The 24,785-nt window shown below is 65.5% G+C and carries 23 protein-coding genes; 11 read left to right on the top strand and 12 right to left on the bottom strand.

What is annotated here, in order from left to right; all coding sequences use genetic code 11:
• The first annotated feature begins 156 nt into the window (after positions 1 to 156).
• Together IB243_RS01505 and IB243_RS01500 are read left to right on the top strand one after the other, a co-directional pair.
• Entirely contained in the window at positions 157 to 1,053 is an 897-nt protein-coding gene (locus IB243_RS01505; RefSeq protein ID WP_192424512.1) for a hypothetical protein, read from the top strand.
• Complete coding sequence (locus IB243_RS01500) at positions 1,050 to 3,437, top strand: ATP-dependent DNA helicase (RefSeq protein ID WP_192424510.1); 2,388 nt, start codon at positions 1,050 to 1,052, stop codon at positions 3,435 to 3,437. Before IB243_RS01505 ends, IB243_RS01500 begins: the two co-directional genes overlap by 4 nt.
• A 74-nt stretch (positions 3,438 to 3,511) precedes the next feature.
• On the opposite strand, the gene IB243_RS01495 is transcribed toward IB243_RS01500, so the two are convergent.
• A complete protein-coding gene (locus IB243_RS01495) occupies positions 3,512 to 5,026 on the bottom strand; it encodes a tripartite tricarboxylate transporter permease (RefSeq protein WP_010461345.1) in 1,515 nt (504 codons plus the stop codon).
• A 10-nt stretch (positions 5,027 to 5,036) separates the two neighbouring features.
• Positions 5,037 to 5,459 carry a tripartite tricarboxylate transporter TctB family protein gene (locus IB243_RS01490; RefSeq protein WP_010461343.1) on the bottom strand — a complete coding sequence of 141 codons (423 nt, stop codon included), beginning with the start codon at positions 5,457 to 5,459 and terminating at the stop codon, positions 5,037 to 5,039.
• Positions 5,460 to 5,566: 107 nt separating this feature from the next.
• Here IB243_RS01490 and IB243_RS01485 point away from each other — a divergent pair, with 107 nt between their 5' ends.
• The 5 genes from IB243_RS01485 to IB243_RS01465 all read left to right on the top strand — a co-directional run bounded on the left by IB243_RS01485 (position 5,567) and on the right by IB243_RS01465 (position 10,203).
• A complete protein-coding gene (locus IB243_RS01485; RefSeq protein ID WP_192424509.1) occupies positions 5,567 to 6,265 on the top strand; it encodes a response regulator transcription factor in 699 nt (232 codons plus the stop codon).
• Positions 6,234 to 7,685 (top strand): sensor histidine kinase, encoded by a 1,452-nt coding sequence (locus tag IB243_RS01480; protein ID WP_192424507.1) that lies wholly within the window; start codon positions 6,234 to 6,236, stop codon positions 7,683 to 7,685. The genes IB243_RS01485 and IB243_RS01480 overlap by 32 nt, the downstream gene beginning before the upstream one ends.
• Before the next feature lie 89 nt (positions 7,686 to 7,774).
• A complete protein-coding gene (locus IB243_RS01475) occupies positions 7,775 to 8,389 on the top strand; it encodes a hypothetical protein (protein WP_192424505.1) in 615 nt (204 codons plus the stop codon).
• A gap of 339 nt (positions 8,390 to 8,728) precedes the next feature.
• Positions 8,729 to 9,061, top strand: a complete 333-nt coding sequence (locus IB243_RS01470) for a metal-sulfur cluster assembly factor (RefSeq protein WP_192424503.1) — start codon at positions 8,729 to 8,731, stop codon at positions 9,059 to 9,061.
• Between the two features lie 59 nt (positions 9,062 to 9,120).
• Positions 9,121 to 10,203 carry a hypothetical protein gene (locus IB243_RS01465; RefSeq protein WP_192424501.1) on the top strand — a complete coding sequence of 361 codons (1,083 nt, stop codon included), beginning with the start codon at positions 9,121 to 9,123 and terminating at the stop codon, positions 10,201 to 10,203.
• 83 nt (positions 10,204 to 10,286) lie between these two features.
• Here the strand turns inward: IB243_RS01465 and IB243_RS01460 are convergent, their stop codons facing one another.
• The 3 genes from IB243_RS01460 to IB243_RS01450 form a co-directional block, all read right to left on the bottom strand.
• Positions 10,287 to 10,517 (bottom strand): hypothetical protein, encoded by a 231-nt coding sequence (locus IB243_RS01460; RefSeq protein ID WP_192424499.1) that lies wholly within the window; start codon positions 10,515 to 10,517, stop codon positions 10,287 to 10,289.
• Positions 10,518 to 10,647: 130 nt separating this feature from the next.
• Positions 10,648 to 10,896, bottom strand: a complete 249-nt coding sequence (locus IB243_RS01455; RefSeq protein WP_192424497.1) for a hypothetical protein — start codon at positions 10,894 to 10,896, stop codon at positions 10,648 to 10,650.
• 255 nt (positions 10,897 to 11,151) lie between these two features.
• Entirely contained in the window at positions 11,152 to 11,760 is a 609-nt protein-coding gene (locus IB243_RS01450; protein ID WP_225584656.1) for an IPTL-CTERM sorting domain-containing protein, read from the bottom strand.
• 353 nt (positions 11,761 to 12,113) lie between these two features.
• Between IB243_RS01450 and IB243_RS01445 the strand changes: the two genes are divergently transcribed.
• Positions 12,114 to 12,407 carry a hypothetical protein gene (locus IB243_RS01445; protein WP_192424493.1) on the top strand — a complete coding sequence of 98 codons (294 nt, stop codon included), beginning with the start codon at positions 12,114 to 12,116 and terminating at the stop codon, positions 12,405 to 12,407.
• Between the two features lie 116 nt (positions 12,408 to 12,523).
• Here the strand turns inward: IB243_RS01445 and IB243_RS01440 are convergent, their stop codons facing one another.
• The 7 genes from IB243_RS01440 to IB243_RS01410 all read right to left on the bottom strand — a co-directional run bounded on the left by IB243_RS01440 (position 12,524) and on the right by IB243_RS01410 (position 20,219).
• On the bottom strand, positions 12,524 to 13,489 hold the full coding sequence (locus IB243_RS01440) for a CysB family HTH-type transcriptional regulator (protein WP_192424491.1): 966 nt from the start codon (positions 13,487 to 13,489) through the stop codon (positions 12,524 to 12,526).
• A gap of 186 nt (positions 13,490 to 13,675) precedes the next feature.
• On the bottom strand, positions 13,676 to 15,013 hold the full coding sequence (locus tag IB243_RS01435) for a sulfatase (protein WP_192424490.1): 1,338 nt from the start codon (positions 15,011 to 15,013) through the stop codon (positions 13,676 to 13,678).
• A complete protein-coding gene (locus IB243_RS01430) occupies positions 15,010 to 16,104 on the bottom strand; it encodes an ABC transporter substrate-binding protein (protein ID WP_057223853.1) in 1,095 nt (364 codons plus the stop codon). Before IB243_RS01430 ends, IB243_RS01435 begins: the two co-directional genes overlap by 4 nt.
• A 38-nt stretch (positions 16,105 to 16,142) precedes the next feature.
• Positions 16,143 to 16,976 carry an ABC transporter ATP-binding protein gene (locus tag IB243_RS01425; protein ID WP_192424488.1) on the bottom strand — a complete coding sequence of 278 codons (834 nt, stop codon included), beginning with the start codon at positions 16,974 to 16,976 and terminating at the stop codon, positions 16,143 to 16,145.
• A 144-nt stretch (positions 16,977 to 17,120) separates the two neighbouring features.
• Positions 17,121 to 17,930 (bottom strand): ABC transporter permease, encoded by an 810-nt coding sequence (locus IB243_RS01420; protein ID WP_370540291.1) that lies wholly within the window; start codon positions 17,928 to 17,930, stop codon positions 17,121 to 17,123.
• A gap of 8 nt (positions 17,931 to 17,938) precedes the next feature.
• On the bottom strand, positions 17,939 to 18,817 hold the full coding sequence (locus tag IB243_RS01415; protein WP_192425324.1) for an ABC transporter permease: 879 nt from the start codon (positions 18,815 to 18,817) through the stop codon (positions 17,939 to 17,941).
• A 298-nt stretch (positions 18,818 to 19,115) separates the two neighbouring features.
• On the bottom strand, positions 19,116 to 20,219 hold the full coding sequence (locus IB243_RS01410; RefSeq protein WP_225584655.1) for an ABC transporter substrate-binding protein: 1,104 nt from the start codon (positions 20,217 to 20,219) through the stop codon (positions 19,116 to 19,118).
• A 238-nt stretch (positions 20,220 to 20,457) separates the two neighbouring features.
• Between IB243_RS01410 and IB243_RS01405 the strand changes: the two genes are divergently transcribed.
• The 3 genes from IB243_RS01405 (at position 20,458) to IB243_RS01395 (ending at position 24,698) form a co-directional block, all read left to right on the top strand.
• Positions 20,458 to 21,315 carry a TauD/TfdA family dioxygenase gene (locus IB243_RS01405; protein WP_192424484.1) on the top strand — a complete coding sequence of 286 codons (858 nt, stop codon included), beginning with the start codon at positions 20,458 to 20,460 and terminating at the stop codon, positions 21,313 to 21,315.
• Between the two features lie 153 nt (positions 21,316 to 21,468).
• The gene (locus tag IB243_RS01400) at positions 21,469 to 22,833 is read left to right on the top strand and encodes an LLM class flavin-dependent oxidoreductase (RefSeq protein ID WP_192424482.1); all 1,365 of its coding nucleotides are present in this window, start codon (positions 21,469 to 21,471) and stop codon (positions 22,831 to 22,833) included.
• 257 nt (positions 22,834 to 23,090) lie between these two features.
• Complete coding sequence (locus IB243_RS01395; RefSeq protein WP_192424480.1) at positions 23,091 to 24,698, top strand: methyl-accepting chemotaxis protein; 1,608 nt, start codon at positions 23,091 to 23,093, stop codon at positions 24,696 to 24,698.
• Positions 24,699 to 24,785: the final 87 nt, after the last annotated feature.

The following is a 24,785-nucleotide window of genomic DNA, read 5'->3' as shown; positions in this document are numbered from 1 at the left end:
GCGCTGCCCTAGCCGCTTGAGGGACGCGCCCCATGGGCACTGTGATTAAAATCAGTACCCCGCCACCCGTCCCTCTACCCCATGACGGCGCTGCCCTCCCCCACCCCGTCCTCCCCGCCCCCCATCCAACTCACCCGCTTCCACCGCACCCGCCTCATGCAAATCTGGCGCTCTGCGGGGTGGCCGTGCAAGGACGCGCTGGAGATTGACCTGCTGGCCGCGCAGTTGGTGGCGCTGCATGTGTCGCCCGAGGGGTTCGAGTCCCTGCGGCTCACCGATGAAGGTATTCGCACCCTGGCCGTTGCGCGCCAGCGCGGTGTGCGGGCGCTGAGCACGCACGACCGGCTGGCGGCCAAGTTTGCCGAGCACCTGCTGGCGGCGGGGCGCATTGTGTGGCGGGAGTTGTCGCTGCGCGCGGTGGTGGATGGGCCGGCGCCGCAGCCGCCTCCTGGCCCGCCGGATACCGCCGCGGCCACCGCGCCCACCGGCAGCAACAGCAACATCAGCAGCACTACCCAGCGCCACAGCACCCCGCTGTGGAGCGAAGACGCCGACACCCCAGCCACCCGCGCCGCGGCCAATGTGTGGCGCATGGCGCGGCCCGATCTCTTTTCGGTGCGCAACACCACGGTGCCGGCGTACCTGCAGCCGATGGTGCATGAGGTCAAGGCGAGCCGGGCCGACCTGCTGTCGGACCTGCGGCACGACGCCAAGCGGCAGGCCTACCAGTGGCTGTGCGAGGAGTGCTACTACGTGTTCCCGGCGGGTGTGGCGGAAGTGGACGAGATCCCCGAGCACTTTGGCGTGTGGGTGCTGCACGGCGGGCTGGACGATGGTGATGGGGGCCGCTTTGAGCTGCTGCGGCCCGCGCGGCATGCCACTTGCGCCCTGCCCTTTGCGGTGTGGATGGCGCTGTGCAAGGCCACGCCGATGCGCAGCGAGACGGAGCTGGCGCAGGCGCACCTGGGGGAGCCGGGTGCGGGCGACGCTGCGGCGGGTGAGCTGCTAGTGCAGCCCGACGACAGCCCCCCACCCTGCACCGAGGCCCCATGACCTACACCGTGGCGGTGCGGGAGCTGTGTGAGTTCACCGCCAAGCAGGGCGACCTGGACCTGCGCTTTACGCCCGCCCCCACCGCACTCGAAGGCATAGCCGGCCATGGCGTGGTGGCCGCGCGCAGGGGTAAGGGCTACCGGGCCGAGGTGGCGCTGAGCGGCAGCTACCAGACGCTGCAGGTGCGCGGCCGTGCCGACGGCTACGACCCAGTCCAGCAACGCATCGACGAGGTCAAGACCTTCAAGGGGCGGCTCGACCGCCAGCCCACATCACACCGCCACCTGCACTGGGCGCAGGCCAAGGTGTATGGCTGGCTGCTGTGCCAGCAAGAGCAGCTCGCGCACATCGACGTGGCGCTGGTGTACTTTGACATCGGCTCGCAGAAGGAGACAGTGTTTTCCGAGCACTGCACCGCCGACGAACTGCGCGAGCACTTTGAGGCGCAGTGCCAGCGCTTTCTGGCGTGGGCCGAGCAGCAGGTGGCACACCGCACGGCGCGCGATGCGGCGCTGGGCGCGCTGGTGTTTCCGTTTGGCGGCTTTCGCGCGGGGCAGCGCCCGCTGGCCGAGGCCGTGTACAAGGCGGCCACAGCAGGCCGCTGCCTGCTGGCCCAGGCGCCCACGGGCATTGGCAAGACCATGGGCACGCTGTTCCCGCTGCTCAAGGCGGCGCCGGCGCAGCAGCTCGACAAGGTGTTCTTTCTGGCCGCCAAAACCTCGGGCCGGCAGACGGCGCTGGACGCACTGGCACGCCTGGCCGACAGCGCGCCCACGCTGCCGCTGCGCGTGCTGGAGCTGGTGGCGCGCGACAAGGCCTGCGAGCACCCCGACAAGGCCTGCCACGGCGAGTCGTGCCCGCTGGCGCAAGGCTTTTACGACCGACTGCCTGGGGCGCGCGCTGCGGCGCTGCAGGCTGCGCGCAGCGGTGCGGCATCGGAGGAAGTGGCCCGGGGTGCGGCAGAGGCAGCGGCACCGAATGCCCCGGCCCATCACCACCACAGCGTGCCGCTGCACCAGGCGCAGGTGCGCGATGCGGCGCTGGCCCACCGGGTGTGCCCCTACTACCTCAGCCAGGAGCTGGCCCGCTGGGCCGATGTGGTGGTGGGCGACTACAACTACTACTTTGACTTTGGCGGCCTGCTGCACGGGCTGACGCAGGCCAACCAATGGCGCGCCGCATTGCTGGTGGACGAGGCCCACAACCTGGTGGAGCGCGGTCGCAAGATGTACAGCGCCGAGCTGCGCCCCGACACGCTGGCGGCGGCCCGCACATCGCCCGCTGCCAGCCGCCACCCCGCGTTGAAAAAGGCGCTGGACAAGGTGCGCCGCTGCTGGGTGGCGCTCGACAAAGCGCAGGCCGCGGACTATGCCGTGTACGACGCCTTTCCGGAGGCGCTGCTGGGCGCATTGCAGCAGTGCGGCACCACGCTGTCAGACCACTTTTCCGACCACCCAGCCGACCTTGATGTGGCGCTGCAGACCTTCTACTTCGAGGCGATGCACATCACGCGCCTGGCCGAGCTGCTGGACTCGAATTCGCTGGTGGACATTTCCCGGCCTGCACCGCACACATCGCACCTGTCGCGCCCGGGCAGCGCCGCCGCCAAGCCCGGCAGCGCCACGGTGTGCATCCGCAACGTCGTGCCCGCGCCTTTTCTGCAACCCCGGCTGGAGGCTGCGCGCACCAGCACGCTGTTTTCGGCCACGCTGCAGCCCGCGCGCTACTACGCCGACCTGCTGGGCCTGCCCGAACAGCATGTGTGGGTGGATGTGGAGTCGCCGTTTGAGAGTGCGCAGCTCAAGGTGCAGGTGGCGCGCCACATCTCCACGCGCTATGCAGACCGCCACGCGTCGCTGGCGCCGATTGCCGAGCTGATGGCGCAACAGTTCAGCGCACGGCCGGGCAACTACCTGGCGTTTTTCAGCAGCTACGAATATCTACAGCAGGTGGCCGATGTGTTTGCAGAGCGGCACCCGCACCTGCCGCACTGGCGCCAGTCGCGCCGCATGCTCGAGGCGGAGCAGCGGCAGTTTCTGGAGCGTTTTACCGATACCAGCGAAGGCATAGGCTTTGCCGTGCTGGGCGGCGCGTTTGCCGAGGGCATCGACCTGCCGGGCCGGCGCCTGATTGGCGCGTTTCTGGCCACGCTGGGCCTGCCGCAGGTCAACCCCGTCAACGAGCAGATTCGCCAGCGCATGCAGGCACTGTTTGGCGAAGGGTATGACTACACGTACCTCTACCCCGGGCTGCAAAAGGTGGTGCAGGCCGCAGGCCGCGTGATCCGCACGCCCAGCGACGAAGGCGTGGTGCACCTGATGGACGACCGGTTCGGGCGGGCCGAAGTGCGCATGCTGCTGCCCGGATGGTGGAAGGTGGAGTGATCTACAAAAAAGGCCGGTCGCCCTGGGGCGACCGGCCTTGCAAGACTGCGAAGCAGCCAACAGAGAGTCAATCGTCAGGTTGCGGCGGGCTCTGCCACCACCAGCTGCTTGGCCCTGCCGCGCTGGCGGAAGAACACAAAGGTCTGCCACAGGATGAATGCAACGATCAGGCTGATCAACGTGCCGCTGATGGGCCGGTTGATGAACACATCGAAGCTGCCGCGCGACAGCAGCATGGAGCGGCGGAAGTTCTCCTCCAGCATGGGGCCCAGGATGAAGCCCAGCATCAGCGGTGACGGGTCCATCTCCAGCCGCATGAAGAGGTAGCCCAGCGCCCCGAAGGCCACGGTGATGAACACGTCGTCCAGGTTGTTGTTGATGCTGTAGGTGCCGATGCAGCAGAAGAACAAAATGGCCGGGAACAACACGTTGTACGGGATCTTGAACACCGACAGCCAGTAGCGCACCAGCGGCACGTTCAGGATGAGCAAAAAGCAGTTGCCGATCCACATGCTGGCCACCAGGCCCCAGAAAAGCTCAGGGTGGCCGGCGATCATGTTGGGGCCGGGCTGGATGCCCTTGATGATGAAGGCCGCCATCATCAGCGCCATCACCGCGTTCTCGGGGATGCCGATGCTCATCAGCGGGATGAAGCTGGTGCGCGCGGCGGCCTCGTCGGCAGCGGCCTGGCCGGCCACGCCTTCGATGGAGCCGTTGCCGATCTCGTGCTTGTACTTGCTGACCTTCTTGTCCAGCGCGTAGGCCGCAAACTGCGCGATCACCGGGCCGCCGCCGGGCAGGATGCCCAGGATGGAGCCCACCACGCTGCCGCGCAGGGCGCTCGGGATGATGCGCTTGAACTCGGGCCAGGTGGGGATGAGCTTGATCTTGCCGTTGAAGGGCGAGCGCTCTTCGCGGGCATCCAGGTTCTTGGTGATCTCGGCGATGCCAAAGCAGCCGAGCGCAATGCTCACGATGCCCACACCATCGGCCAGAAACGGCATGTCGAAGGTGAAGCGCGCCAGGCCGCTGTTGACGTCCGTACCGATCGAGCCCAGCAGCACGCCCACCATGCACATGGCCAGGCCGTTGAGCAGGCTGCCCGTGGTCACAAAACTCACGCACACAAAGCCCACCAGCATCAGCGCGCAGTAGTCTGCCGGGCCGAACAGGAAGGCCACCTCACCCAGGCTAGGGGCCAGAAACGCCAGCACCACAATGGCCACGGTGCCACCGATGAAACTGGAGACCCCCGCCGTGAACAGCGCCAGGCCCGTCTTGCCTTTGAGCGTCATCTGGTACCCATCGATACACGCCACGATGGAGCTGGCGTGCGGGATCTTCATGGTGATGGCGCTCACGCTGTCGCCGTATTGCGCCCCGTAGTAGATGCCGGCCAGCATGATGAGTGCGCCGGTGGTGTCGATGGAATACGTCAGCGGCAGCAACAGGCTGATGGTGGCCAGCGGGCCCAGGCCCGGCAGCAGTCCCACCAGGGTGCCCACGGTGCAGCCGAGGGCGCAGAACATCAGGTTCTGCAGTGTGAGCGCGTGGCTGAAGCCGAACGCGAGGTTGTGGAGGACGTCCATGGTGATGACCTCAGTACAGCGGCAGGTTGACGCCCAGCAGCTTCTGGAACATGAAGGCAATGCCCACCAGCACCGCCGCGATCTTGAGATTGCGCACCACCGAGTACGACGTGCCTGCAAACCCCGAGCAGAACACCAGGAAGACGATGCCCGCGATCATGTTCACGAAGTGCGACAGCGCGGCAAAACCGCACAGGCTGCCGAGGATGATGGCGATGTTGCGGTATTGAAAATCCATCGGCACGGGCGCCACCAGGCGCGCGCGCACCACGGTGATGCCCCCGATGGCAAAAAGTATGCAGCTGACGATGAACGGGAACAGCCCCGAGCCGGCGCGGCTGAGCGAGCCCAGCGAGTAGCCCATCGACGGCAGGCCAAAGCCCAGCGCCAGGGCCATGAGGGCAAAGCCTCTGACCAGATTGCGATTGATCATGAAAAGTCTGTCTCCTGAAACGTTATGCTGGTGGACTATCCCCATCGAACCTGATCGCTGGCTGATCTGGGCCATGCGTAATTTCACGTAGAACGTAGAGCCGACCCATGCGCCTCCTCCTGGTGGAAGACGATCCCGTGTTGAGCCGCACCATGGCGCACGGCCTTGAAAACGCAGGCCACCGCGTCGAGCTGGCCCACACCATCGAAGAAGCCCAGCACTGGTGGGCCGTGCAAGCCTTTGACGCCGTGCTGCTGGACCTCAACCTGCCCCATGCCGCACACGCTCGCAGCGGCCTGGGCAGCGGTTTGACGGCTTTGCGCGGCGCCCGTGCACGCGGCGACCGCACGCCGGTGCTGGTGCTCAGCGCGCGTGACAGCACCGAAGAACGTATTGCCGGGCTGGACGCAGGCGCCGACGACTACCTGGGCAAGCCCTACGAACTCAAGGAGGTTGAAGCCCGCCTGCGCGCGCTGCTGCGGCGTGCCAGCGGCACGGCCGACCTCGTCACCGTGGGACAGCTGGCGCTGGACCGCCTGGCGCGCCGCGTCAGCGTGGCGGGGCAACCGCTGGAGCTGCCCGCGCGGGAGTTCGACCTGCTGTGGGAGCTGATGACGCCGCCCGGCCGCGTGCTGAGCAAAGGCGACCTGTCCTCGCGCCTGTCCGACGCGGGCGAGGTGCTGGGCGAAAACGCGCTGGAGGCCTCGTTCTCGCGCCTGCGCCGCAAGATCGCGGGCAGCGGCGCGGCCATCCGCACCCTGCGCGGGCTGGGTTATGTGCTCGAGGACGAGGCAACCAGTGCCTAGCGCCAGCCAGGCACTCGGGCGCCAACCGCCCGCCCTGCGCCAGCGCATCGGGCGCCGCGTGTTGCTGTCACTGGTGCTGATCTGGGGACTGGGCAGCGCTGTGGTGCTGGGCGTGGGCAACCATTTTGTGGCCCAGGCTTTTGACCGTGCCCTGCTGGACGATGCCCATGCGCTGGCGGCCCATGTGCGCGGCGGGAGCCCAGGGGCCGACGCGCTGCGGCTGGACCTGACCCCGCGCGAGGTGGGCCTGCTGCGCTTTGACCAAAGCGAGACCGTGTGGTTTGCGGTGTATGGGCCCGACGGCATCTTCATCGCGGGCGACCACGACCTGGCGGCGGGCAACGTGGCCCCGGGCAGCACCCACGCGTTTTCGCAGCTCGCGCATCAAGGGCGCGAACTGCGCCGCGTGAGCCTGCACATTGCAGGCTCCCCCTCCTTCACGGTGGTCATGGCGCAAACCACGGCCGAGCGCACACAGCTGCTGCGCAGGCTGCTGGTGTATTCAGGCCTGGCCCAGCTGTGGCTGCTGGTGGTGCTGGGCTCATGGCTGTTGCGTGGCATCGAACGCGACCTGCGGCCACTGACCACGCTGCAGGATGCGGTGGACCAGCGCGACGCCGCCGACCTGCAGCCCCTGCCACAGGCGCTGACGCAGCAGGCAGGCACCCGCGATGTTCAACGCCTGGGCATGGCCCTGGATGGCCTGCTGGCGCGGGTGCAACACAGCCTGCATGCGCAGCGTGAGTTCGCCGGCAACGTGGCGCACGAGCTGCGCACGCCCCTGGCGGGTATCCGCGCCCAGGCTGCCCACGCGCTGGCACAGGACGACCCCGCCATCTGGCGCAGCGAACTCGAAGGCATCAAGCAGGCCGAACAGCGTGCCAGCCGCACGGTGGACCAGCTGCTCGCTCTGGCACGCGCGGCCGAAGGCGGCATTGCGCTGACGCTGCAGACGATCGCGCTCAACGCCCTGGTGCGCGATGTACTTCTGCGCTTTTTATCGCGCGCAGACGCCCTGGGCGTAGACCTGGGGGCCGAAGGCCTGGAGCAGACCGTGGAGGTGCGCGCCAGCGCGGCCCTCATGGAAGGCATCTTGAACAACCTGCTGGACAACGCGCTGCGCTATGGGCGCGGCAACCCGCCCCGCATCACCGTCGCACTGCAGATGCGGGGCGAGCACGTGGTGCTGAGCGTGGCCGACAACGGCCCCGGGGTGGACGCTGCACTGGCGCAGCGCCTGCTGCAGCGCTGGGCACAAGGCGACCAGGGCGTGCGCCTGGGCCAGGGTGCGGGGCTAGGGCTGTCCATCGTGGCGCGCTACGCGCAGCTGATGGACGGACGGCTGGCACTGGACCCGGCACAAGACGGCCCAGGGCTGGTCGCCAGCGTCTGGCTGCCACACGCCCGGCCGGCAGACTGAGTGGCCGGCGGGAATGGCGGCGGCGGCGGCGGCAGCAGCAGCAGCAGCGACAGACCGGCACTTGACGCACATCAAGACCGCGCACCCCCATGAGCCGCCACAATCACCCCGTGCCCCACATCCCCCGCCCTTCCTCCTCGTCGCCATCCACGGCCCACCACCACCGGCCACAGTTCGCCAAAGGGCCTGTGGGCCTATCGGTCCTGGTGCTGACAGCCCTGGTACTTTCTGGGTGTGATCGGGCTGGTGAGATCCCTGCAACATCCAGCACTGCCGAGGCTGATTTCGGCACCCTCGTGGCAGCATGTACACAGTTCCTCGCCGCGCGCGAACCCCATGTGCGCCCCGGCGGCAGCGGTGAATGGACCAAGACCGGCCACAGCCCCGCCCTGGTACAGCGCGAAATCAACCGCACCGAATCGCCCGTCACACCCTACGTCGGCAAGATCGTCATCAAGGACAACGAAGCCCAGGCCACGGCCACCACCGAGGCCGCCGCACAGGCCATCACCCTGACCCCTGCGCACCTGCTGTCCAACCGCACCCACACCTTCATCTACAGCTTTGACGGCAAGCTGTGGCGTTGGCAAAACGGGCAGCGACTGACCAAGATTCCGGGACAGAACGACAGCACGGTGGCGCTGACGCTGGCGGACGTGGATGCGGCGGGGCCGAAGGGCTTCGCGGGGTGTGTGCCGCGTTGAGTCGCAGAAAGAATACTATTAAATTGATAGCTATTAACGCTTATTGACAAAGCGCCAGAGACTGATTTCATTCATATTTTTCACTTTGAGTTTGCATTGCGTTGCAAGTGCTGCGCGCCATTGATCTCCTGGCGTGCTTGCAAAGGTCTCTGCGCTCGATTCGAATCAATAGTGCGTCCAAGCTGACTTCCTTTCAGGAGCCACAATGTTCCAGCCCACCGCCTCCCCACCAATGGCCTCTGCAGGCGCTCATTCAGCGCCTACACAAGCAGGCGCCACAGCCATTCTCCTGCTCGCGCTCACGGTGAAGAGTAAGCGCCAAGCAGTGCAGACATTGCCATGAGCGCATCACCTTTTCCGTACGATGGCCCAGAGGAGTTGCGCGCACCGATCCTTGCAGCGCTGCGCCGTGTGGTCGATCCCGAGGTAGCCATGAACGTGGTGGATGTGGGGCTGATCTACGGCGTCACCGTAGCGCAAGGAAAGCTGCATGCCCTGGTCACCATGACCTCTGCAGCGTGCCCCGTGACCGACGTGATCCTGGAAGAAATCGAAACCGAGCTCGACCGCGACATGCCACCGGAGTTGCTGATCCAGGTCGAGCTGGTCTGGGAGCCACCATGGACCACCGACCGCTTGAGCGAGGGCGCCAAGCGCTTCATGGGATGGTGACTCCTCCGGCGGGCTCACCTCCTGCCAGGCAACGCGCTGCATCCACCCGTGCCAGCACCTTGGTCCCCATCCTCTTGATACTGGTGGCACTGGCGCTGCTGAGCGGCATCGCTGGAGGCCTGCTGCGAGCAGGTTGGGTACTCTCTTTGCCCTTTCCGACGGGCCATTGGTTGGGCAACGCAGCGGTGAGCCACGGTGCACTGATGATTTGCGGGTTCATGGGCACCGTCATCGGTATCGAGCGGGCCGTTGCGGTCAAGCGGCACTCTGCCTGGCTGGCGCCGGTAGCCTCTGGTTTGGGAGGGCTGTGCCTGCTGGCCGGCCAGACGACTGCGGGTGCGTGGCTGCTCGCCGTGGCCGCAGTGGTTTTCGTGGGGGTCAATGTGGTGGTGGTTCATCGTCAGCGTGCGGCCCATACCATCTTGCTGCTCGCTGGCGCACTCGCCTGGCTCACGGGTAGCTTGTTGTTCCTGCGCCGGCCGGGGGACGCGTCCAGCGTGCCGTGGTGGTTTGCATTTCTGGTGATGACGATTGCCGCCGAGCGACTGGAAATGACGCGGTTAATGCGCCGACGCCCGGGTGCACAGCTTTCGCTGGGGCTGCTCCTGGGTGCGATGGCTGTGGGTGCTGCGCTGTCAGCGTTCTCGCCGCGGGCGGGCGGGGTGCTCTACGGTTTTTCGTTGTTTTTCCTGGCCCTGTGGCTTGGCATTTTTGACATCGCACGCCGCACCGTGCTGGCCCAGGGCTTGGCGCGTTTCATGGCCGTGTGCTTGCTGGGCGGCTACGTTTGGCTGGCGGTTGCCGGGTTGGCCTGGACGGGCACAGCGCTGGGCCTTCCGCTGCGGGATGCCGCACTGCACGCGCTGGGGCTGGGGTTTATCGTGAGCATGATGATGGGGCACGCTCCGGTCATCCTCCCCGCCATTGCCCGCATCAAGCTTCAATTCGGCTCACTGTTCTATGTGCCGCTGGCGGCCCTGCATCTTTCACTGATCGTGCGGTTGGGCATGGGTCTGTACGACCCTGCGTGGCGGGCCACCGGTGCTCTGCTCAACGCCGTAGCCATTGGCTTGTTTGCTGCCACGGTGGTCGGGGCCGCAGTGTTCTGGCACATGCGCTACCGCCCACAACCAGCTGTGTGACGAAGTTGTGGCCATCCCTGGCGGCGCGTGGCCAGGGGCGAAGGCTGCGGAGTGAACACGTTGAGGACAAGCGCCCCTCTCATCTATTTGGACGGGATGCGCAAGCGTTTCAACAAGCCGTCCACCATCAGCATCAGCAGCGCCCCCCGCAATGGATCCTGGCTATCTGTGACGTCTGTCAGGGAGCCACGGATGACCCAAATTGCCCGGCCATTGAAGTTGTAGTCGCTGCCTTGCAAGTGCCTCGCCAGAGTCTCGACTTCTTCGAAATCGTCCTCAGAAACGGTGTGATCGACAGTGATGGTGATACTCATGGGGTCCTCAACAAACAAAGCGCTCGATGGAGCACGGAGGACTTTTTTGTGGTCAATAGCTGCGAGCTTGCGCCCGCCAGGGCGCGGGGCGACTCAGCGTTTTCTGGAGTCCTCGGGCATTGCCGCCTCGTTAGCTTAGCGAGCCCATGACCGAATCCGTGTCGGCCGTTATCGCATCTACCACCAATAGATGCAGAAGCTTTTCACGAATCTTGTCCTCCGGATCGATGACGACCACATCAGCCGCCTCACCACGAGCAATTCCAAACTGCTGGTCTTCGAAGTTGGGGTCGGTTTTCTGAAGGAACTGCGTCAATGCCACGATGCGCGTGAATGCGTCATCCGGCACCGTTTGCGCAACGGTGATCTTGATACACATAGCTGACCTTGGTTCTGGAGTTGCTAAAACCGGGGGCGAAGAGACCCAGCTCCAGTGGTCATCGATGCTTTGCCCAGCATGCGCTTATTTCACGGCCGTGGACATGGGCGTGGTCCTACATCGGCAAGTTGCTGGTGGCGCGAAATATGCGACGCGGTCGGGCGTGCTGGAGCCTGAGATTGTCTGCAGCCCCCAACACCAGCATCGTGGCCCTTTGCGCCAGCGGGGGCACGGCGGCAAGCCGGTGCGTCGCGTCTAGGGCCGTCGCCGCTGAAGGGCACAGATACCGGCAATCGCCAAAAGTGCAGACATCACCACCGCAGCCCCTTCAGACAGGGTGGGAATGGATGCGACGATCACCCCTGGCGGAGCAACCCCTACCCGCAGCGTATACGAGTCGGAGGAAGGCCCGCTGCCCCACGTCCAGGTGTAGTCGCCAGGGGTCAAGCCCAGGGTTGCAAGGGTGGCGGCAGACCAGCTGGCTGACGAACTGAGTGGATCACCTGCAACGTAGGCCTGGGGCACAAACAATGCCAGCGCGCCGAAAAGCCCCACCATGTCCCCGGTACCCCCATCTGCATTTGTCAGACCGCCCGGGCCAAAAGATGCGGGCCCGTTCAGCGGACCAAATGCCTGGATGGATGCCCCGGGCGTTCCCACGCGCAATATCGCGCTGACCGGAATGACCAATGGGGTCACGGACAAAGCCCCCAGCGCTCCCAGCGACGTCGTATCGAGTGTCCCTGCTCCACTTGCCACGACGTTACCGCCGCTCTCATAGATGTAGGTCGTGTAGGCAGCATGCGCGTTGCAGCACGCCAGCAGCCAAGCAGCGGCCAAAGCCTTGAAGATTTTCATTTCCATCCCTTTTGCGCACGTTTGTAACACGCTGCCATGGATTTCACGCATCAAACTTGGCCGCTCAAGACTATGAGCGTATGCGCCCACTGCGTGACCGTTGCCAACAACCTGTGCATGGTCAACCCACCGTCCCAAAGGCTGTGACCAGCTTCAGCCGCAAGGGCGCCTTGTGGGGTCTGGCGGTCTTCGACGAGAATGGCAACGGGATGCACCGCAAAACATGCCGGGCGCACCCGTTGAAGAACGCGTTTCCCCATTCCGTCCAACGCCATTGACCAGCATGTAGGCAGTCACCCGGTGAAGTGTTTCTCTCGGGGAATGTTCGAGCCCAGTTTGTCTTACTCTAAACCCTACCTATGGCGACCAAAACCATGCAATCAAAGGACGCTGCCATCTCCGATGTCCTGAGCCAAAACGTCGAAGCGGCCGAGCAGATCAAAGCTGCTGCAAGCGAATTGGAAGTGGTTCATGCCGTGCTGTCCACCAAAGTGCCTGCCAAGGCCGCTGAGGGCGATCTGCAGTCCGCAGTCGAGCGGACGGCGGAGATCGAACAACAGCTCAACGAGACGGCACAGGCACTGGACAAATCCAACGAGATGCTGCGAGAGATTGATGCGAACCAGGGCGCAAGCACGGCCGCCAAGAAATAGCCCCCGGGACCCGTTCCCTTGAATAGGGCCTGCGGGAAGACCGGTCCCCGTCTGTGCCACATCCTCTCGGGCCGGGCAGGCCCTAGGTGTACCGTAACCGCCGGGGAACAACTCCCCTAAATACCCCTGTCCTCCTCCGCATCTGCAGAGCGATAGCCACCCTGCTGCACCGCTTTCTCCACAGCCTCCCGCGTCAACGTGGGCACAAAACTTTCGATGAAGTGGTAAGCGTAGCCGCGCAGCCAGGCGCCACGGCGCAGGCCCAGGCGGGTCAGGTTGACCTCGAACAGGTGGCCCGCGTCGATCAAACGCAGGTGGCGGTCGCGCTCGGCGTCCACGGCAATCGAAGCGACGATGCCCACGCCCATGTCCAGCTCCACATAGGTCTTGATCACGTCGGCATCCATGGCGGTGAGCACGATGTCGGGGGCGATGCCCTCGCGGGCAAAGGCCTCGTCGATGTGCGCGCGGCCCGTGTAGCCGAGCTCATAGGTGATGATGGGGTACTGCGCCAACTGCTCCAGCGTCACCGGCCCCTCCAGCTCCAGCAGAGGGTGACCCGGGGGCACGACAATGCTGTGGGTCCAGCGGTAGCACGGCAGCGTGACCAGTGCGTCATAACCCGCCAGTGCCTCGGTGGCCACGCCGATGTCAGCCTCGCCGCTGAGCAGCATCTCGGCCACCTGGCGCGGGGAGCCCTGGTGCAGGTGCAGCGACACCTGCGGAAACAGCGCCCGGAAGTCGCGCACCACCTGGGGCAGCGCATAACGCGCCTGCGAGTGTGTGGCCGCCACCGACAGCCGGCCTGTGGCGCTGTCGCTGAAATCCTGGCCCGCGCGCTTGAGGTTGTCGGCCTCCAGCAGCAGGCGCTCCACCGTGGGCAGCAGCGCCTCGCCGGGTGGCGTGAGGCCCGTCAGGCGCTTGCCCGCACGCACAAAAATCTCCACGCCCAGTTCTTCTTCCAGTTCGCGGATCTGGCGGCTGACGCCAGGTTGCGAGGTGTGCAGCATGTGGGCCACTTCGGTCAGGTTAAAGCCGCGCCGCACGGCTTCGCGCACGGAGCGCAGTTGCTGAAAGTTCATAGAAGCCCGTGAGAGAGAAAGAAGGTGGCCGCCACTGCAGGGCCCGGTGAGGGTGGGTGCGGATGGCAGCCAGAGGGCACACCCGTCATTTGCAGCACGTCAAATACTATATTTTTGATAGCTTCTAGCGCTTACTCATCAAGCGCCAGGGCCAATTTTTATTGATTTTTTTGCAGGTAGGGATGTTCACATCCCCCGCTGGCTCAGGTCGGGGGCATAGCGGTCGGCCTGGATGTCGGGCGACAGGCCGTGGGTGACGACCTCGTCGGTGATCGGCAGGAACTGCGCGTTCCACTGTTCCCACGCCGTGCGCAGGCGCTCGAACACCTCGGGGTGCTTGTGGCGCAGGTTGGCGCGCTCCAGCGTGTCGTCCTCCACGTCGAACAGGAACTCGTTGTCGTTGATCTTGAGGTACTTGAAACGGCCCTCGCGCACGGCGCGCTGGCGTTGCGACTTGTAGCGCCAGAACAAGGTGCGCGGGTGCACACGGGCATGGCCCTCCAGCACGGGCAGGATGTTCTCGCCGTCGGATGGGTAGTCGGCGTCGGGCTCCACGCCAGCCGCCGCCAGCAGTGTGGGCAACCAGTCCATGGTGGCGGTGACCTGGTCGCTCACCTGCGGCGCAATGCGTGCGGGCCAGCGCAGCAGCGTGGGCACACGGATGCCGCCTTCGAGCAGCTCGGTCTTCTGACCAGTAAAAGGCCAGGTTTTGGAAAATCGCTCGCCACCGTTGTCGCTGGTGAACACCACGATGGTGTTGTCTGCCAGGCCCTGCTCCTGCAGCGCGTGCAGCACCTGGCCCACGGCGCCATCGAGCGACCGCACCATCCTGGCGTAGGTCTGCAGGTTGCCGCCGTCGTAGTGAAAGAGGTCTTTCAGGCTCAAGGATATTTCCTCGTCCTCCGGCCCCACCCAGGGCCAGTGCGGCGCGGTGAAGTGCAGCGACAGGAAGAACGGATTTTGGGTGTCGCGGCTGCGCAGCCAGCTGGATGCCTCGTCGGCCAGCAGCTGCGTGTAGTAGCCCACACGCTCCACCGGCACTTCGCCTTCGTACAAATCGCGCGGCACGGCTTCGCCCACGCCAGGCTTGTGCGTGAAGTAGTCGATCGCGCCGCCGTAGTTGCCAAAAAATCGGTTGTAGCCGCTCTTGAGCGGGCCGAACGTGGGCAGGCTGCCCAGGTGCCATTTGCCGATCAGCGCGGTGTCGTAGCCCGCATTGCGCAGCAGCGAGGGCAGCGTGGGGTGCTCGGGCGGCAAGCCATGCACATGGGCCTTGCGCACCAGGGGTTCCTCCAGCCCGCCGCGCAGCCGGTACTGGTAGCGCCCGGTGATGAGCGCGAACCGCGTGGCCGAGCACACGGCCGAGTTGGCATAGGCCTGCGTGAAGCGCACGCCCTCGCCTGCCAGCGCGTCCAGGTGCGGTGTGCTGAAGTCGGTCTGGCCATACACGCTCAGGTCGGCCCAGCCCAGGTCGTCGGCCAGGATGAAGACGATGTTGGGCGGTTGCACGGGCTTGTTGGTCATGCCGCCCCCTTGGTTTTGCCTTGTGCGTCCTGCGCAGACCAATGGCGCTCCAGCTTCAGGTCGCGCAGCGCCTGTTGCGCAAAACGTGGCTCGAACCAGGCGTTCACATCAAAGCCCTGGCGGATGAGGTTGAGCTTGAGGCCATCGTCCACCACGCCCTGGTAGCCTGCCACCAGCGCCTCGTCGATGAGCGGCGAGAACCGGCTGGCCAGCTGCTCGCCCTCGAACTCGGCACGCACGCCGATCTCAGGGGCGCCGCTGTGGTCCACCACCAGCTTGATGTAGGCCTCGCGGTGGGACTCCTGGGAGGCCCAATGGGCACTGCGCACCACCTGGTGCACCAGGCGCTGCGCCAGCTGTGGGCTGCCGGTGATGAAGTCCTGCGTGGCCAGCACACCCGCGTTGATGGTGAACGCAGGCCCGCGCCCCTTGGTGCTCAACGGGATGTTCACGCCCTTGTCGCGCAGCAAGAACAGGTCGGAGCCGCCAAAGGTCGCGTCGATCTCGCCCGCCACCACGGCGGCCTTGGAACTGGGCCAGTCCAGGTTGATGAGCTTGACGTCTTTTTCAGTGAGCCCGGCCGTGGCCAGCAGGTTGTCAAAGGGCCGCTGGTAGGCCGTGCCCTTGAGCACCGACACCTTGCGCCCCTTGAGCTCGGCCACCGAACTGATCTTCACGCCTGGCGCGGTGGCCAGATAGCTGTTAGAGCCGCGCCCTGTGGGCAGCAGGTAGCGCGTGGGCAGGCCGCGCGAGCGGCCAATGACCGAGGCCAGATCGCCCAGGAACACCACGTCCAGCTGCTTGGCCGACAGGGCCTCGGCCACAGCCGGGCCCGCCCCCCGGAAGAACTTCCAGTCCACCGTGATGCCGTCCTTGGCGAACTCTTCTTCGAGCCACCGGTTGGCGTGCGCCACCGCCAGCGCGCTGCTGCCAGGCGAAGGCTTGTTGGCCGTCCCCAGGTCGGGCGAACCGATGCGCACGACCTTGGCCGGCGTCTGTGCACGCAGCACCATGGGCGCTGCCAGCGCGGCTGCGCCAGTGAGCAGGAGGGATCGGCGGGTGGAGAAAAATCCTGTGGGTTGTTGCGTCATGAAAAACTCTGGAACAAAAGGGGTTAGAAAAGAAGCGCTCAGACGGCAAACTGCCACTGCGAGGCGGGAGCAATCTGCTCGCCGCGCTTGAGCGGTGGCTCTGCCAGGTCGGCGGCGGGATGGGCTGAAAACTCTTTGAGCACGCCGTCCTTGGCGGTGGTGAAGGCAAACGACGTGCGCTCACGCGGATGTGGCAAGTCCACCGGCACGATGCGGCGGATGCGGCCGGGGCGTGGCTCCATGACCACCACCTTGTTGCCCAAGTACACGGCCTCTTCCACGTCGTGGGTCACCAGGATCATGGTGATGCCTTCTTGTTGCCAGATGCGGTGCAGCTCCTGCTGCAGGTGGGCGCGGGTCATCGCGTCGAGCGCACCAAAGGGCTCGTCCAGCAGCAGGATGTCGGGCCGGTTGACCAGCGCCCGCGCAATGGCCACGCGCTGCGACATGCCGCCGGATAACTGGTGCGGGTAGGCTGCTTCAAAGCCTTGCAGGCCCACCAGTTCGATGTGCTCGCGCACCGTGGCGCGCTGTTGGCCTTCGGTCAGGCTGGAGTTGAGCAGGCCCAGCGCCACGTTCTTCTCGACCGTGAGCCAGGGGAACAGCCGGTGCTCCTGGAACACGATGCCCCGGTTGAGGCTGGTGCCCACAATGCGCTGGCCGCCCAGCAGGATCTCGCCCTGGTAGTCGCCCTCCAGGCCGATGACCAGGCGCAGCAGCGTGGACTTTCCGCAGCCGCTGGAGCCCACGATGCTCACGAACTCGCCGGGTTCGATGGTGAGGTGGATGTCCTGCAGCACGGGCAGGGCTTCGCCCTTGACCTCGTACTGCTTGTTCAGGCCGCAGATGGCCAGGGTGCCGGCGTGTGCCATGGTGTATTTCCTCTTCGAATGACGTTGTTCTTAGCTATTGGTCGAGACTGGCGCGGCCGAGGCCAGTGCCGCCGGGGAACTGGCTTCGCCAGGCCCTTAGGGGCGTCCCCCTGAGGGGGATGGCGCGAAGCGCCTCAGGGGGCACTAGTACTGCGCCACGGTGCGATCGCGCCACGCCAGCAGTTGCTTTTCCAGCGCGGCCAGCAGCCAGTTCAGCGCAAAACCCACCAGGCCCACCACCACCACGCCAAACAGCACCAGGTCCATCCAGAAGTGCTCGCGCCCGTCGATCAGCGTGTTGCCAATGCCCTTGCCCGAGGCCAGCAGGTATTCCGCCCCCAGCGTGGCCAGCCAGGTGTAGATGAGCGACAGCTGGATGCCCGTGAACAGCGAGGGCGCGGCCGCAGGCGCCACCACACGGCGCAGCGTCTGCCACACACTGAACCCGTACACACGGGCCACCTCCAGGTATTCGCGCGGCACGCTGCGCAGGCCCTCGAAGGTGTTGAGCACCACCGGGAAAAACGCGGCCATCGCGACAAAGGCGATCTTGGCCGCGTCGCCCAGGCCAAACCACATCGACAGCATCGGAATCCACGCAAACAGCGAGATCTGCTTGAGCGTGTGAAAAGTTGGGCCCACCAGCTGCTCGGCCCAGCGCGACCAGCCCAGCAGCGCCCCCACCGCCAGCCCGATGCTGGAGCCGATCACAAACCCCCAGGCCATGCGCCACAGGCTGGCCGACAGCGCAACCCACAGCTCACCACTGGCCACCTGGCCCATGCCGCGCTGCCACACGGCCAGCGGCGACACCAGCAAGGGCGAGGTCGAACCACCCCACTCCACCGCTACCCACCACACCGCCAGGATCAGCGTGGGCAACACCCAGCCTCGCAGGCGCCGGGGCACCCTTTGAAAAACGTTCAATGGCACGTTCACAGAAGACATGTGCATACCCCCGCTCACAGCCCCGGCTTGCGCCAGCGCAGCAGCCACGCCTCGGAGGTGGCCAGCAGCTTGTCGATCACAAAACCCACGATGCCCACGGCCAGCACGGCGGCCAGCACCACGTCGAGCTGAAAAAGCTGGCGGCCATAGACGATGAGAAAACCGATGCCCTCGGAGGACGCGAGCAGCTCCACCACCACCAGCGCCAGCCATGCATGGGTGAGGCCGTAGCGCACGCCGTTCCAGATGGGCGCCGTGGCCGCAGGGAACACCACCTTGCGCAGCATCTGCCAGCGCGTGAAACCATACACACGCGCCACCTCCACCAGCCGGTTGGGCACGTTCTGAATGCCCTGGCAGGTGTTGATGGCCACCGGCACCAAGGCCGCCTTGGCAATCAGCAAAAACTTCAGCCCCTCGTCAATGCCCACCACCAGGATCAGCAGCGGCAGCCAGCCGATTACCGGCACCTGGCTGAAAGCCTTGAACAGCGGGAAGACGTAGTCGCGGAACGTGGGCGAGAGGCCCATGGCACTGCCCAGCAACAGGCCCAGGGCCAGGCCAATGCCAAAGCCCGCAAACACGCGGACCATGCTGATGGTGAGGTGGTCCCACAGCTCGCCGCTGGCCAGCAGTTCGCCAAATACCTTGAACAAGGCGGCCGGTGGCGGCAGCACCTGCTCGGGCACCCAGCCCCACACGGCCGACAACTGCCACAAGGCCAGCAGTGCCAGCGGGAAGGGCCAGGCCCACAACCAGCGCCATCGCCCGTTGGCGCTCCGCCGTGCCTCGGCCAGCGCCTGTGGCTGCGCCGGGCGCTTGCCGGCAGCCAGCTGCGGCGCCCCTCCTGCCCCACCGCCCTGTGGGGCAGCATTCAACGCCTGGATCGTCATTGCGAACATGTCCTTTCTTGCCGGTGCGCCCCAGCCCCCGCGCTTGGGTGCTGGCAAAAACGCACACGCCTTAACAACAAAAAAGAATGTAAAAGAAGTTTGTTATAAAAATAAATAGTTAATGCTTATATGCAATGACAAAGATGTTTGCGGCATGAGCTGCGGCCCGGGCGTTATGTGGGGTGAGGCTTGAGAGACCTTGACCTGGCGCCGTGGCAAAAAAGAACCCGCCGCGCACACCGTGCGGGCGGGTTGTCAAAGGGCCTCTCTCACGCCCATCCCACTCCAAGAAAATCGATCAAAGTGCGGCCAGCTCTCCGTTGCTGCCGTACACGGGCCAGTAACCTTCAAGCTTCAATTCTTTGAGCGCGGCATCCAGGTAGCGGCGGTCAAACCAGCTGTCAATCTCGGGCTTCTTGCGGATGAGCTTGAGCTTGTGGGCCTCGTCTGCCGCATCCTTGTAGCGCGCCACCAGGAACGGGTCGAGCAAGGGCGACAGGCGCACCCGCAAGGGCTGGCCGATGAAATCCTCGCGCCAGACCTTCTCGGGGTATTCGGCCTTGCCCCACAGCGCAAACAGCTCGGCGCGGCGGTTCTCGTCGGAATATTTGTGTGCGTACTGCACCACGGTCTTCACCACCCGTGCGACCACCTGGGGGTGGCGGGCGGCAAAGTCATCGCTCACCAGCAGTGCGGTCTGGCGCGTGTACTTGAAGGAGTCTTCCGACGCCGACCAGACCACCTTGGCCAGGCCCTGGTCACGCAGCCGGAACAGGCCCACGTAGCCAAAGGCCGCGTCGACATCCTTGGCGATGAGTGCGGCATCCGCGCTGGGGAAGTCCAGGTTGACCAATTTCACATCGCGCTCGCTCAGGCCCTTGTCGGCCAGGGCGCGCACGGCGGCGAGGTGCAGGTTGGTGCCTTTGAACACCGCCACCTTGCGCCCCTTGAGGTCTTCCAGGCGCCGGATGTTCGAATCCGGCGGCACGGCCAGGTACAGCCCCCCGCGCACCCCGCTGCCCAGGATGATCTTGGTCTTCACGTCGCTGGCGCGGTGCACGATGGAGGGCAAGTCGCCCTGCCAGGCAAAGTCAAGCTGCTTGTTGACCAGTGCCTCGTTCACGGCGGGGCCCGCGCCCTTGAAGAAGGTCCACTGCACCTTCACCCCGTCTTTCCTGAACTCCTCCTCCAGCCCACCATCGGTGTAGGCCAGCGCTGCCGACGTGCCGCCATGCCGCACTGGGTCGCTGCCCACGCCACCAGTGGCAACGCCGATGCGGATCACCTTCAGTGGCTCGGGTGCCTGCGCGGCGGCACTGCCCAGCCAAAGCCCCAGTGCCGTGGCGGCGACCGCTGCCGCTGCGGCCCTGCGCAGCACTGCGTTCCATCGCGGTTTTCTCATGTGTTGACCTTTCGTGCCTGTTGTCATGAATCGACAGCCACTCTAGGCAGGCCAGGCACCGCCACCAACGACCAAAAACAGATATGCAAATTTGCGCATTGCCAAGCGCGGCGCACCGCTGCAGCGCGCGGATTTCCGACTATGCATATACGAACTGCTTCGTTGATGCGCAGCGCGTGCACTGTCCCAATTCCATGGGCGTTCTCTTTCATCCACCCTCGTTTCAGAAAGCAGCACCATGTCCAACCTCAACGACTTGCACCCCACCTTCACCCGCTTCGCGGTCGAGCCCTACACCCCCACCATCGGCGCCGTGGTCCACGACCTGGACCTGCGCCAGCCGCTGGACGCGGCCACGCAGGCCGAGCTGCGCCAGGCCCTGGCCCTGCACGAGGTGCTGTTCTTCCGCAACCAGCACATCACGCCGCAGCAGCAGGTGGACTTCACCCGCAGCTTTGGCAACGTGGCCGAGGTCAAGGCGTTCTTCCCCCGGCTGGAGAATCACCCCGAGATCGAGATCGTGGAGAGCACGGCCGAGCGCCCCAAGGCCTCCAGCAACTGGCATGCCGACATCACTTGGCGCGAGCAGCCGCCGCTGGGCACCAGCCTCTACGCGCAGGTGATTCCCGCCAGCGGCGGCGACACGCTGTGGGCCAGCCTGACGGCCGCCTACGCCAGCCTGCCGCCCGCGCTCCAGGCCTACCTGGAGACCCTGACGGCCGTGCACACCTGGGAGATCAGCGGCTGGACGGAATACCTGCTGGCCAAGGACGCCACCGGCGACCAACTGCGCGAAGCACGTGCCAAATACCCGCCGGTGGAGCACCCGGTAGTGCGCGTGCACCCCATCACGGGCAAGAAGATCCTGTATGTGAACTCCACCTTCACCAGCCACATCAAGGGCTTGTCGCGCGTGGAGAGCGACACCCTGCTGACCCAGCTGTTCGCCCTGCCCCAGGTGCCCGAATTCCAGGCCCGCCTGCGCTGGCAAGAGGGCACGCTGGCCGTGTGGGACAACCGCTCCACCCAGCACTACGCGGTGGGCGACTTCTTCCCGCAGCACCGCAAGCTGCATCGCATCACTATCACGGAGTAACCCCAAGAGATAGCCCCCTGAGTCGCCTTCGGCGCCATCCCCCCAAGGGGGGACGCCCCCCCCGGCCCGGCAAAGCCGGTTCCACGGGTGCGCTGGCCTGGGCCGCGCCGGTTTCAACGCTCGCATGCGCTTCACACACATTTGGACAGCTCCATGACCCAACACCAACCCTCCAGAAAACTGCGCCTCGGCGCCTTCATCATGGCCACGGGCCACCACGTCGCCGCCTGGCGCCACCCCGGCTCGCAGTCCGATTCGGGCGTGAACATCGACCACTACATCGAGGTGGCGCAAACGGCAGAGCGCGGCCTGTTCGACCAGGTGTTCGTGGCCGACAGCCCCGGCGTGTGGCACAAGGGCGACCGCGAGTCCTTCAGCCGCCAGGGCCGCATTTCGCACTTCGAGCCCGTCACGCTGTGGGCCGCACTGTCGGCCGTCACCAAGCACATCGGCTTTGTGGCTACCGCGTCCACCACCTACGAAGACCCATACCTGCTGGCGCGCAAGTTTGCATCGCTCGACCACATCAGCAAGGGCCGCGCCGCCTGGAACGTGGTGACGACCAGCGCCGAAAATGTCTACGGCAACTTTGGCCTCGACACCCACCCCGACCCCGCCACGCGCTACGAGCGCGCCCACGAGTTTGTGGACGTGGTCAAGGGCCTGTGGGACAGCTTTGACGACGACGCCCTGGTGCGCGACCAGGCCTCAGGCATCTACTTCGACCCGGACAAGCTGCACGCACTGAACCATGTGGGCAAGCACCTCAAGGTGCAGGGGCCGTTGAACATCGAACGCTCGGCGCAGGGCCATCCCGTCATCGTGCAGGCTGGCTCGTCCGAGGACGGCAAGGAACTGGCCGCCGCCACGGCCGAAGCCATCTTTACCGCCTGGACCAGCCTTGCCGAAGCGCAAGCCTTCTACAAGGACGTGAAAGGCCGCATGGCCAAATACGGCCGACAGCCCGAAGAGCTGCTGGTGCTGCCCGGCATCTCCCCTGTGATCGGGCGCACCGAGGAAGAAGCACAGGCCAAGTGGGCCGAGCTGCAAGCGCTGATCCACCCCAGCGTGGGCCTGGCTACGCTCGCGCCGTTCTGGCCCGGCGACGACCTGTCGAAGTGGGACCTGGACGCCCCGCCCCCGTACATCCCTGAGCCGCCCAAGGGCATCAACAGCCGCGCCCACGTGGTGCTGCAGTTGGCCCGCCGCGACAAGCTCACCGTGCGCCAGTTGTACGAATACCTGGCCGGCGCGCGCGGCCACTGGGTGGTGGTGGGTACGCCCGAGACCATCGCTGACCGCATGCAGGAATGGTTTGAAAACGGCGCAGCCGACGGCTTCAACGTGATGCCTCCCGTGCTGCCCCAGTCGCTCAACGAGTTTGTCGAGCTGGTGGTGCCCGAGCTGCAGCGGCGCGGCCTGTTCCGCACGGAGTACGAAGGCAAAACGCTGCGCGAAAACCTGGGGCTGGCACGGCCCGCGAGCCGGTACGCAACGCCGCTGGCCAAGGCGGCGTAGACCGCAGGCGCCCATTGCAGGAGCCCGATTCCGCAAGAAAAAGACCCGCCACGTGCGGGTCTTTTTCTTGGTGCGAAGCCCCCGCGCCACGGCTACGGGGCAGCGCAGGGATGCCGAAATGGCAATCGCGCACACCCAAAAAACGTACCCCGATTTACCCTGAATTCCACCGGTTTTGGCCCTGTTTCGGGCAAATCGAGGGCGCCTCGCACGGTATTCTGAACATTCACTTACACGAACGGCAAGAGGGACCGTGCATGAGAAATTTCAAGATATTTACGCGGTTGCTGGTGCTGGTGGGCGTGCTCTCTGCCTTGCTCGTGGCATTGGGGACCATTGGTCTGTTCGGCATCGCCAGGGCCAACGCCGCCATGGAGTCGATGTACCAGAACCGCATGCAGGCCCAGCGGGCGGTGGCCGACTTTCGCTACCTGACCACACGCAATCGACAGTTGGTATCCAACGCGCTGCTGTCGCCAGCGCCAGAGAAAGTGGCCAAGGCCATTGAGGAGGCAGAGGCCAACATCGGCAAGAGCGAACAGGCCTGGGAGGCTTTGCTGGCCACCGCCATGAGCCCAGAGCGCCAGAAGTACATCAAGGCCATCGGCGAGCAACGCCAGAAGATCATGAAGGAGGGGCTGGCCCCTGCACTGGCAGCGCTGAAGGACGCAGACGTGGCCACGGCGCGGGTGTTGGTGGTGCGCAAGTTCGACGACCTGTACGACCCCATCAGCACCGATATCGGCGCGCTGCTGGCCCTGACCCAAAAGGAAGCCCGGGACGAATACGACGACGCCGCCCAGCGGTTTGGCACCATCCGCTGGATCGTCATCGGCTCGATCGCCCTCGGGGTGCTGTTTGCTGCACTCTTTGGCGCGGCCCTGGTGCGTGGCATCACCCGGCCGCTGCAGCGGGCCGGACAGGTGGCCGATGCAGTGGCCCGTGGCGACCTGAGCCAGCCCATCGACACCAGCGGCAAGGACGAGGTGGCGGCCGTGATGCAGGCCCTGGCGGCGATGCAGGCCAGCCTGTCCACCGTGGTGGCCAGCGTGCGCCAGACCTCCGACAGCGTGGCCAACGCCAGCACCGAGATCGCCCAGGGCAATCTGGACCTGAGCAGCCGCACCGAACACCAGGCCAGCGCGCTGCAGGAGACCGCCGCATCCACCGAACAATTGAGCAGCACGGTGCGGCAAAACGCAGACCACGCCGTTCAGGCCAACCGGCTGGCCTTGAACGCCAGCACGGTGGCGGCCGAAGGCGGCGCCATGGTGGCCGAGGTGGTGGAGACGATGAAGGGCATCAACGAAAGCTCCCAGAAAATCGCCGACATCATTGGCGTGATCGATGGCATTGCCTTCCAGACGAACATCCTGGCGCTGAACGCGGCCGTGGAAGCCGCCCGCGCAGGCGAGCAAGGCCGGGGCTTTGCCGTGGTGGCCAGCGAGGTGCGCAACCTGGCCGGCCGTTCGGCCGACGCGGCCAAGGAAATCAAGCTCTTGATCTCCACCAGCGTGGAGCGTGTGGCACGTGGCACTGCACAGGTTGACAAAGCCGGCGCCACCATGACCGAGGTGGTCAATGCCATCCGCAGCGTCACCGGCATCGTGGGCGAGATCACCGCCGCCAGCAGCGAACAAAGCACCGGCGTCACCCAGATCGGCGAGGCGGTCAGCCAGATCGACCAGGCCACCCAGCAAAACGCGGCGCTGGTCGAAGAGATGGCCGCCGCCGCCAACAACATGCGCACCCAGGCACAGGATCTGGTGAACGCCGTAGCGGTATTCACACTGCCGGGCCATGGGGGCGGCGGTGGCCTTCGCGGTCACACCCCGGCCTTGGACCTGAGCTCCGCGTACCGATAACGTCTACCGGCAGCGCCCCACCAGCAGCCCGTTGCCGCCCTGCACTTTTCCTGCGGTGTGGGCAGACCTGCGGCCCGTGACCGGCGC

This window comes from Acidovorax sp. ACV01 (assembly GCF_014851495.1).
In the GTDB taxonomy this organism is placed as follows: Bacteria; Pseudomonadota; Gammaproteobacteria; order Burkholderiales; family Burkholderiaceae_C; genus Acidovorax; species Acidovorax radicis.
The sequence above is the reverse complement of the archived record's forward strand: the minus strand, read 5'-3'. Positions and strand labels throughout refer to the sequence as shown.

Bases quoted from the DNA above. Each gene is read 5' to 3' on its own strand.
- IB243_RS01505 (WP_192424512.1), top strand. From the start codon at position 157: ATGCAAATCTGGCGCTCTGCGGGGTGGCCGTGCAAGGACGCGCTGGAG.
- IB243_RS01500 (WP_192424510.1), top strand. From the start codon at position 1,050: ATGACCTACACCGTGGCGGTGCGGGAGCTGTGTGAGTTCACCGCCAAG.
- IB243_RS01495 (WP_010461345.1), bottom strand. From the start codon at position 5,026: ATGGACGTCCTCCACAACCTCGCGTTCGGCTTCAGCCACGCGCTCACA.
- IB243_RS01490 (WP_010461343.1), bottom strand. From the start codon at position 5,459: ATGATCAATCGCAATCTGGTCAGAGGCTTTGCCCTCATGGCCCTGGCG.
- IB243_RS01485 (WP_192424509.1), top strand. From the start codon at position 5,567: ATGCGCCTCCTCCTGGTGGAAGACGATCCCGTGTTGAGCCGCACCATG.
- IB243_RS01480 (WP_192424507.1), top strand. From the start codon at position 6,234: ATGTGCTCGAGGACGAGGCAACCAGTGCCTAGCGCCAGCCAGGCACTC.
- IB243_RS01475 (WP_192424505.1), top strand. From the start codon at position 7,775: ATGAGCCGCCACAATCACCCCGTGCCCCACATCCCCCGCCCTTCCTCC.
- IB243_RS01470 (WP_192424503.1), top strand. From the start codon at position 8,729: ATGAGCGCATCACCTTTTCCGTACGATGGCCCAGAGGAGTTGCGCGCA.
- IB243_RS01460 (WP_192424499.1), bottom strand. From the start codon at position 10,517: ATGAGTATCACCATCACTGTCGATCACACCGTTTCTGAGGACGATTTC.
- IB243_RS01455 (WP_192424497.1), bottom strand. From the start codon at position 10,896: ATGTGTATCAAGATCACCGTTGCGCAAACGGTGCCGGATGACGCATTC.
- IB243_RS01450 (WP_225584656.1), bottom strand. From the start codon at position 11,760: ATGGAAATGAAAATCTTCAAGGCTTTGGCCGCTGCTTGGCTGCTGGCG.
- IB243_RS01445 (WP_192424493.1), top strand. From the start codon at position 12,114: ATGGCGACCAAAACCATGCAATCAAAGGACGCTGCCATCTCCGATGTC.
- IB243_RS01440 (WP_192424491.1), bottom strand. From the start codon at position 13,489: ATGAACTTTCAGCAACTGCGCTCCGTGCGCGAAGCCGTGCGGCGCGGC.
- IB243_RS01435 (WP_192424490.1), bottom strand. From the start codon at position 15,013: ATGACCAACAAGCCCGTGCAACCGCCCAACATCGTCTTCATCCTGGCC.
- IB243_RS01430 (WP_057223853.1), bottom strand. From the start codon at position 16,104: ATGACGCAACAACCCACAGGATTTTTCTCCACCCGCCGATCCCTCCTG.
- IB243_RS01425 (WP_192424488.1), bottom strand. From the start codon at position 16,976: ATGGCACACGCCGGCACCCTGGCCATCTGCGGCCTGAACAAGCAGTAC.
- IB243_RS01420 (WP_370540291.1), bottom strand. From the start codon at position 17,930: ATGCACATGTCTTCTGTGAACGTGCCATTGAACGTTTTTCAAAGGGTG.
- IB243_RS01415 (WP_192425324.1), bottom strand. From the start codon at position 18,817: ATGACGATCCAGGCGTTGAATGCTGCCCCACAGGGCGGTGGGGCAGGA.
- IB243_RS01410 (WP_225584655.1), bottom strand. From the start codon at position 20,219: ATGAGAAAACCGCGATGGAACGCAGTGCTGCGCAGGGCCGCAGCGGCA.
- IB243_RS01405 (WP_192424484.1), top strand. From the start codon at position 20,458: ATGTCCAACCTCAACGACTTGCACCCCACCTTCACCCGCTTCGCGGTC.
- IB243_RS01400 (WP_192424482.1), top strand. From the start codon at position 21,469: ATGACCCAACACCAACCCTCCAGAAAACTGCGCCTCGGCGCCTTCATC.
- IB243_RS01395 (WP_192424480.1), top strand. From the start codon at position 23,091: ATGAGAAATTTCAAGATATTTACGCGGTTGCTGGTGCTGGTGGGCGTG.